Genomic DNA, 6,617 nt, shown 5'->3' on the forward strand with positions numbered 1-6,617 from the left:
ATCTTCCGCCGCCACGGCGAGAGGTATGCCTTTACACTATGCTGCTGTCCGGTTAAGCCGAAACGTGCGCCATAGTCCATCGTCGATTGTAGAGCAGGACGACATTCACGCCGCCTGAACGAATTCGAATTCCTCGCCGGTCAGCCTTATCGCTGCCGCCGCAACGTTTTCCTCCAAATGGGCCACCTTGGAAGTTCCCGGGATGGGAAGCATGACTGGGCTGCGCTTCAACAGCCATGCAAGCGCGATCTGGCCTGTTGTGGCTTCACGTCCTTTCGCCACTTTCTGAAGCGCTCCATCGGGTCTTGCCAATCGGCCGGCTGCAAGCGGAAGCGAAGGGATGAAGCCGATATCGTGACCGGCACAAAAATCGAGCACGTCCTCGCTGGCGCGGTCGGCGAGATTGTAGCGGTTCTGCACCGTCGTAACCGGGAAGAATTTCTGCGCCGCCTCGATCCCCTCAACGGATACCTCGCTCAACCCCGCAAAGCGGATGATGCCCTCATCCAACAACGACTTCACGGCCTCGAATTGCTCGTTGCGAGGCACTTTAGAATCGATCCGGTGGAGCTGCCACAGCGTAATCTGATCGATCCCCAACCGTTTCAGGCTGCCCTTCGCCTGCCTGACGAGGTAATCGGGGCGGCCGTTCGCTTCCCATCTGTCGGGGCCAGGGCGGACGAAGCCGCCCTTGGTTGCGACTACGATACCCGAATAAGGATGCAGCGCTTCGCGGATCAGTTGTTCGGAAACGTCGGGACCGTAGGAGTCAGCGGTGTCGACAAAGTTCACGCCGAGTCCGGGCAATCGTTTCAGCGTACGGATTGAGTCCGCATGATCGGTCGGTTCGCCCCATACGCCCTTGCCGGTGATCTGCGCCGCGCCGAAGCCAAGCCGGTTGATCTCGATTTCACCTCCAATCCTGAAAGTTCCTGCTCGTGCTGCTGTGATATTGTCCATTCCGTTCTCCCTTCCGCTGGTTTGCCGATCTGCCCCAAAAGTGCCACAAGGCCGGCCAGTTCGCAGCCACCAGCGAACTGGTTCAGTCCCGCAATTCGGGGTCACGCTCGCATTTACCCGTCAGATGGCGGGGTGGAAACGTGAACCGATTCAAGCACTTGGTCCCGCAAGGCAACTAAGTGACCTATCCTCCGGAATAGCGCTCGGGACGATAGGGGAATGGATCGACCATCGGCCACTCGTTGTTCATCAGTTCGGCTATCAAGCGGCCGGTTGTTGGCCCCAAAGTAAAGCCCTGGTGGCCATGACCGAAGTGCATCCACAGGCCCGGGTGACGCTGCGCCGCGCCTACAACTGGCAGCATATCGGGCATACAAGGCCTTGTGCCGAACCCGGGCTCCGGTTCCACCGGCCAGCCGAGGTCTATCAATCTGCGCGCGGCTCGTTCGGCGTACGCAAGCTGTGTGAGATCTGGTTTGTTGCCAAGCGCGGCCAGTTCAGCGCCGGTCGTGATGCGCGTGCCCTTGCTCATGGGCGCCAAGACATAGCCATTGGCCGCATCATACAGCGGGAGGTCGAGCTGACTTCCGCCTGCATAATGCCTATAATATCCTCGCTTGCGCACCATCGGAAACCGATAACCGAATCGTTTCAACAAATCTGGCGACCATGGCCCCAGGGCAACAACTGCTGCTCCCGCCTCTATTCGACCTTCATCGGAAACAACAGACCAGCCGCCCCTCCCATTTCCCAATAGGCTTTGCGCGTCGCCGCGAACAATGTGTCCGCCTAAGCGCGTGAGGAGATTGGCGTAGGCCGAAACCAGCGCAGCTGGGTCGAATACTGTCCACGGCTCCAGCCAATGCAGACCGCCAACTCCGCCACCAGAGAGCGCCGGTTCAGCTTGCTTCAAAGCTGAAGATGAGATGACGCTGAACTTCACGCCATAGACCTCGTGCAAGGTTTCTGCCGCTGCGGCTGCAGCCTCAAGAGCCCGTTGCTCGCGATATAGGATTCTAAACCCATCGCGGCGAATTAAATTGCCGACCTCGGAATCCCGGATAAAAGCCTCATGCTCGCGAACCGCGCGGCCAATAATCTGCGCGTACGCCGCTGTGGCGCGCACGTGACGTTTAGGAAACGAATGCCACCAGTAGCACAACAGTGGACCAAGATGAAACGGTACCGCTGAAATGCGATAGTGTAGATCATTGGTACGACCGATCGCGATTTTTGCGAGTTCGCGCCAATCATGCGACATCGGATAAGGCCGAAACGCCTCGCTCTGGATAATACCCGCGTTGCCGTGGCTTGTCTCGCGGCCTGGTTCCTTGCGGTCTACGAGCACAACTGACCAGCCGCGTTGTTGCAAATGTATGGCTGTCGACACGCCGACCATGCCGGCACCTAGAACAATAGCAGCTTTCATGGGCTTTTGCTTGGCCGGTCGCTCGACCGCAATCGCCGCGTGTGAATCTGCTATTCTTCTGGTGTGAATAGCGGTGTAAATCTTGGAGCTGTTGTGACCGGGGGTTGTCGGTCCATCTATTTTATGACTCGTTGTCATGAGCATTTCAATTTTCTGCATTGGTCTTAGATCTCTTGTTCCCCATCAGAACTGGACGCGACAGTGTGGGCAGGTGAGGGCCCGATCCGTTAGCAACCGCTTGTAAGGGAAAGGGCCGGTCGGCCCGCTCGCGACATCGTCGGCCTCCCGCACAACAAACCGTTCGCAACTGGCGCCCGCTTTTATGACCTCATAAGCCCAGTCTTATTTGTTCTGCGGTGGAGCGGGACGTTTGCAGGAGATTGTTTCCTCTGCGCCGGCCGGAAATGGTGTGATCGACCACCCAATTAAGTCGACTGCTCGCTTAAGTATTTCCTCGGTCTGAGCACGGTTGGGTGACGCGGCGACGATATGTCCGATGCAATCTCGGTAATTGCCTTTCCTGACGATCGGAGCCTTGGCTTGAGCATAAAATTTCACCTCGGCGACGCCTGATATAGCAGCCGCTCGATCCCCGCCCTCGATCCAATCGAGGATGCCATCGCTATCAGGCACGAGTTTCCGCGCACCGGCAACGTGGGAATATCTTCTGTGTAAGTCCCACTCTTCGCCGATGACAAGTTTGATGTGCTCGGTGATAAGGTCAACCCCGTAAGCCGCTTCAACCAGTTGGGGATCGGGCGAGCCACTAAGACGCGGGTTGACTTCAATGATGACTGGGCCACGCTTCGTCCACCGAAATTCGATGTCCGTCGGCCCCCAGCCGAGGCCAAGAGCTCGCAAGCAACTTAGCGAGATATCGGCGATACGCTTACATTCATCGTCGCTCAGCAGAGCCGGAAAGGTGGCCTCACGAAAAACGAAATGCGGTGGCGGGCTAAACTCAGCGGTGGAAATCCCGATCACCTCACTTCCCATTATCGCGGCGCAATAATAGGGGCCTTGCGCGAATTCTTCGACGAGTATCCTTGGCGAAGACCGCCCTATGTGCTGCCTATTCAAAAGATATTTTGCGTGTTCGAGCAGCTCATCGATGGTGCGGCACAATCGCACTCCGTTACTGCCGCTGCTTACAGCTGGCTTAACAATCACCGGCAGACCAATCTCCGCGGCAGAGCTTCCAACCTCCGACGCATTCGCTGCCAGTCGATAAGCCGGCATTGGAACGCCCGCCCCCGCGAGGAACTGGCGTTGAGTGAATTTGTCGCAGCATCGCTCAATTGATGAGGGGTTCGGTCCTGGTAGATCGAAATACCGGCAGAGCCTGCCAACTGTCGCATAGACCGACTCATCGTCGCCTGCAAAGCCCGTGATGCCGGCAATGTCGTAGGTTGCACGTATCCGGGAGCATTCCCGGATCAAGGCATTGAGATTGTCTGTATCGACACGGATTGCCTCCAGCTTTTCTGCCGCAAGATAGTCGTAACAAGCTGGATCAGCCGCCAGAGTAATTGGATGAAGGCCAAGACGCTGAGCCGCTTGAATGTATCGTACACCAGTACCCCTAGGATGGCCTTCAACTAGGATGAGCGCTCTTCTTGCCACTGGCTATTTACCCCGATTTGCGTGCTGCCCGGATGTCTGAGCGTAGATGGATATGCTTTTTTGCCGCTCCAGACCTCAGCTATGCCGAAGATACAACTTCCAGCGGCCTGCGATCAAAAAGAGTTATTAATTGATCGTCAAAATTTGTTACAATAATAATCAATTGGCGTCATTATAGAACAAACCTGTGATGCGTCTATCCGATTGTAAATCCTTGTGTCGCATAGGTGAACATCGATCGACGCGCTCTATTCGTCAGGAACTGGCTATGGCGTTGCCTGCAGACCGTCTGGTCGGGGACTGCTATTTAGGAGCTGGCCAGTCATCAGGTCCGCTTGCACGTGGCGCATATTGCTTCGCGTGAAGGCGAATAGCGCTCGCCAACTCGGCACATTCTCATAGGACACAGACCGCTCGTTCAGCGACTCAAGCTTGCACATGCTTGCCGACGGGCAATCGGGTCCGTCGCGCAGGTACGGTCGAGCTGAGAATCGCCCGGTGGCGCGTTTCGGTGGCGCGCAGTGGGAATCAGCTTCGCGCCGCCTTTCGAACGGTGGCAGAAGGAGGTGAGCCAGGTCGCGAGGCGATGCAACTGCCCGATCTAGCACCTCCCAGTTCGAGGCGCGCGAGTGCAACGGTATCCTGCCGCTGTGGGAGACCAGTGCGACAAGGCGAGCACTCCTCCTAAGTCGAGCCCACACGTAGGCGAGCGGCTGCGGGCCCGCGTGACCGAACTTACGCCAGAGGCAACATCACCCGGAATGACCGCGGCCGCCTTGAACATCATCATTCCACAACCGAACTCGCAGGCGGCCAGATCCAACCCGCCGCGGACATCGATCACACGCACCAGGCCATTAAGGAACAGGCTGTAACGACAACTTCGGCAATTTGTGACGGGAACCTTGATCCTTCGATCGCCTGCTCCATCAGTCAAAGGTGATCACCATCCGCGGTGAGAGCTAGCTGGCATCGCGAAAGGTAGCCAAACGTTCTAAGAGGTTATAGCCGCTACTCCGGTGGAGCGCTGTTTAGAGGCACCTGAAAAACCCAATAGTGTGCATCCTCATCGTAATATCTGGCGTTGCTTAGACGATGTGCCGGCATTAGGACGCCGGCATCCTGCAGATCCCGCACCTCGCCGTCAAAGCAAGTCGCTTCCGCATAGCTCTTGCGGGTGCTCGCGATAACGAATCCGTTCGGGCGCGTGACACGAGCCAGTTCGCGCAGCCCATCCGGTCGAACAAGCCTGTGCGTGAAGACTCCACAGCAGACGGTGATGTCATAGCTCGCGGTGAAGTAATCGGAGAGCGGACCGTTAAGGTCGACATCGCCCTGGACATGGCCGTAGACACCGGTCCGCCGAGCCTTTTCGGCCATCTCCTCGAACAGGTCGAACCCGTCGATCAACCGGAACCCTAGGAGTTTTAGTTGCAGACCTACGAGACCCGTTCCGCAGCCGGCGTCTAGGATTGTAATGACCGCACGCTCTTTGGACAAATAGGCCGTCTGAATGGCGGCTGCCAATTCCGCCACGACGGTCGGCCCATAATACCCTTGACGGCCGACATTGTGATCGTAGTTGCCAGCGTCATCGCGATAGAACTTGGCTAAGTAATCGACATCCGTCTCAAGCGCATCGGAAGCGTTCTTTGCTGCGGTTTGTTCAAGATCGTAATGTTGATAAGGTGTTTTCACGAAAGTTCCTTCATCTTTGTGGCAGATCGGATGCGGCACTGCGATAATCGCAGGTACCAATGAAAAGATAGAGTCAGCCCGGCGGAAATGACGTCCACAGGCCTTTATGTGAAACGCAGGACTCTCTAAGAGCCAGCAGAAAGACGATGTCTTTAATAAATCACGTTGCCACTCAAAATCAACGATTAACCAAACAGTGTTTTGTTAAGATAATTTTCGATAGTGTTGAATTTGATATATCTTTACAACATTTGTAAGAGGCGCCCTGCCTCCGGCTCAGTGCGTGCGAGAGCTCCCGTGACATGGTCCACGGCTACGCGATCATGGCTGTGCAGAAGCCGGTCGACCGGACGCTGCGCGAAACCTCGGCCTGGGTGCGCGTCATCGCGCAAGCCGCGGCGGCCAACGACCGACAGATGAGGAACTCACTGCCAGATCTCTAAAGACGCGCTCGCGCTTGGGCTGCCGTCTTAATTCTATTTTCGATGGTATTCGAAGAAATCTTGCGCGCCGCCTCCGCCACCCAGATGCAAGCCATCAGCTCCGCCATGATCCGCCTTCTCTGCATCTCTGCATCTCTGCGCCGCTGCCCCTCTGTATCCGACCTTCGCCCACTTCAAGCCAGGCCGCCATAGCCTGTATTTGTAACGTCAACTGAAAGCTCCTGCATCCCAAGTGGACGCGACCGAGTTCCGCCACGCGCACACACCGGTCTCCGCAGCCGCGGCATGAAATGAGACAAGAAACTGGAGGAGGAAGGAACACCATTCACCCGCAAGGGGTAGTGTGCTGAGAGTTCTGCAAATTCGCTGAGAGAGGGCGGTCATGGCAGGCTGGTGATGTTCAACGTCACCTGATTCCCGCGAAGGAACGCCACCATGACCAAGATTGAGAGTAAGACCGCCAG

Annotated in this window: 5 protein-coding genes; 1 reads left to right on the forward strand and 4 read right to left on the reverse strand. The window is 56.7% G+C overall.

Annotated elements, in window-relative coordinates:
• Positions 1-105: 105 nt before the first annotated feature.
• The 4 genes from O7A61_RS04620 to O7A61_RS04635 form a co-directional block, all read right to left on the reverse strand.
• A complete protein-coding gene (locus tag O7A61_RS04620) occupies positions 106-960 on the reverse strand; it encodes an aldo/keto reductase (RefSeq protein ID WP_337128634.1) in 855 nt (284 codons plus the stop codon).
• A gap of 184 nt (positions 961-1,144) precedes the next feature.
• Positions 1,145-2,389 (reverse strand): NAD(P)/FAD-dependent oxidoreductase, encoded by a 1,245-nt coding sequence (locus tag O7A61_RS04625; protein WP_337128648.1) that lies wholly within the window; start codon positions 2,387-2,389, stop codon positions 1,145-1,147.
• Positions 2,390-2,731: 342 nt separating this feature from the next.
• Entirely contained in the window at positions 2,732-4,012 is a 1,281-nt protein-coding gene (locus O7A61_RS04630; protein WP_337128635.1) for an ATP-grasp domain-containing protein, read from the reverse strand.
• 1,011 nt (positions 4,013-5,023) lie between these two features.
• Positions 5,024-5,710 carry a class I SAM-dependent DNA methyltransferase gene (locus O7A61_RS04635; RefSeq protein WP_337128636.1) on the reverse strand — a complete coding sequence of 229 codons (687 nt, stop codon included), beginning with the start codon at positions 5,708-5,710 and terminating at the stop codon, positions 5,024-5,026.
• Between the two features lie 302 nt (positions 5,711-6,012).
• On the opposite strand from O7A61_RS04635, the gene O7A61_RS04640 reads away from it, so the two are divergent.
• Entirely contained in the window at positions 6,013-6,153 is a 141-nt protein-coding gene (locus O7A61_RS04640; RefSeq protein ID WP_337128638.1) for a hypothetical protein, read from the forward strand.
• Positions 6,154-6,617: the final 464 nt, after the last annotated feature.

The sequence above is a fragment of the Mesorhizobium sp. Cs1321R2N1 genome (assembly GCF_037179725.1).
GTDB lineage: Bacteria > Pseudomonadota > Alphaproteobacteria > Rhizobiales > Rhizobiaceae > Mesorhizobium > Mesorhizobium salmacidum.

Excerpts from the sequence above, each read along its gene's own strand:
- O7A61_RS04620 (WP_337128634.1), bottom strand. The coding sequence starts at position 960 with ATGGACAATATCACAGCAGCACGAGCAGGAACTTTCAGGATTGGAGGT.
- O7A61_RS04625 (WP_337128648.1), bottom strand. The coding sequence starts at position 2,389 with ATGAAAGCTGCTATTGTTCTAGGTGCCGGCATGGTCGGCGTGTCGACA.
- O7A61_RS04640 (WP_337128638.1), top strand. The coding sequence starts at position 6,013 with ATGGTCCACGGCTACGCGATCATGGCTGTGCAGAAGCCGGTCGACCGG.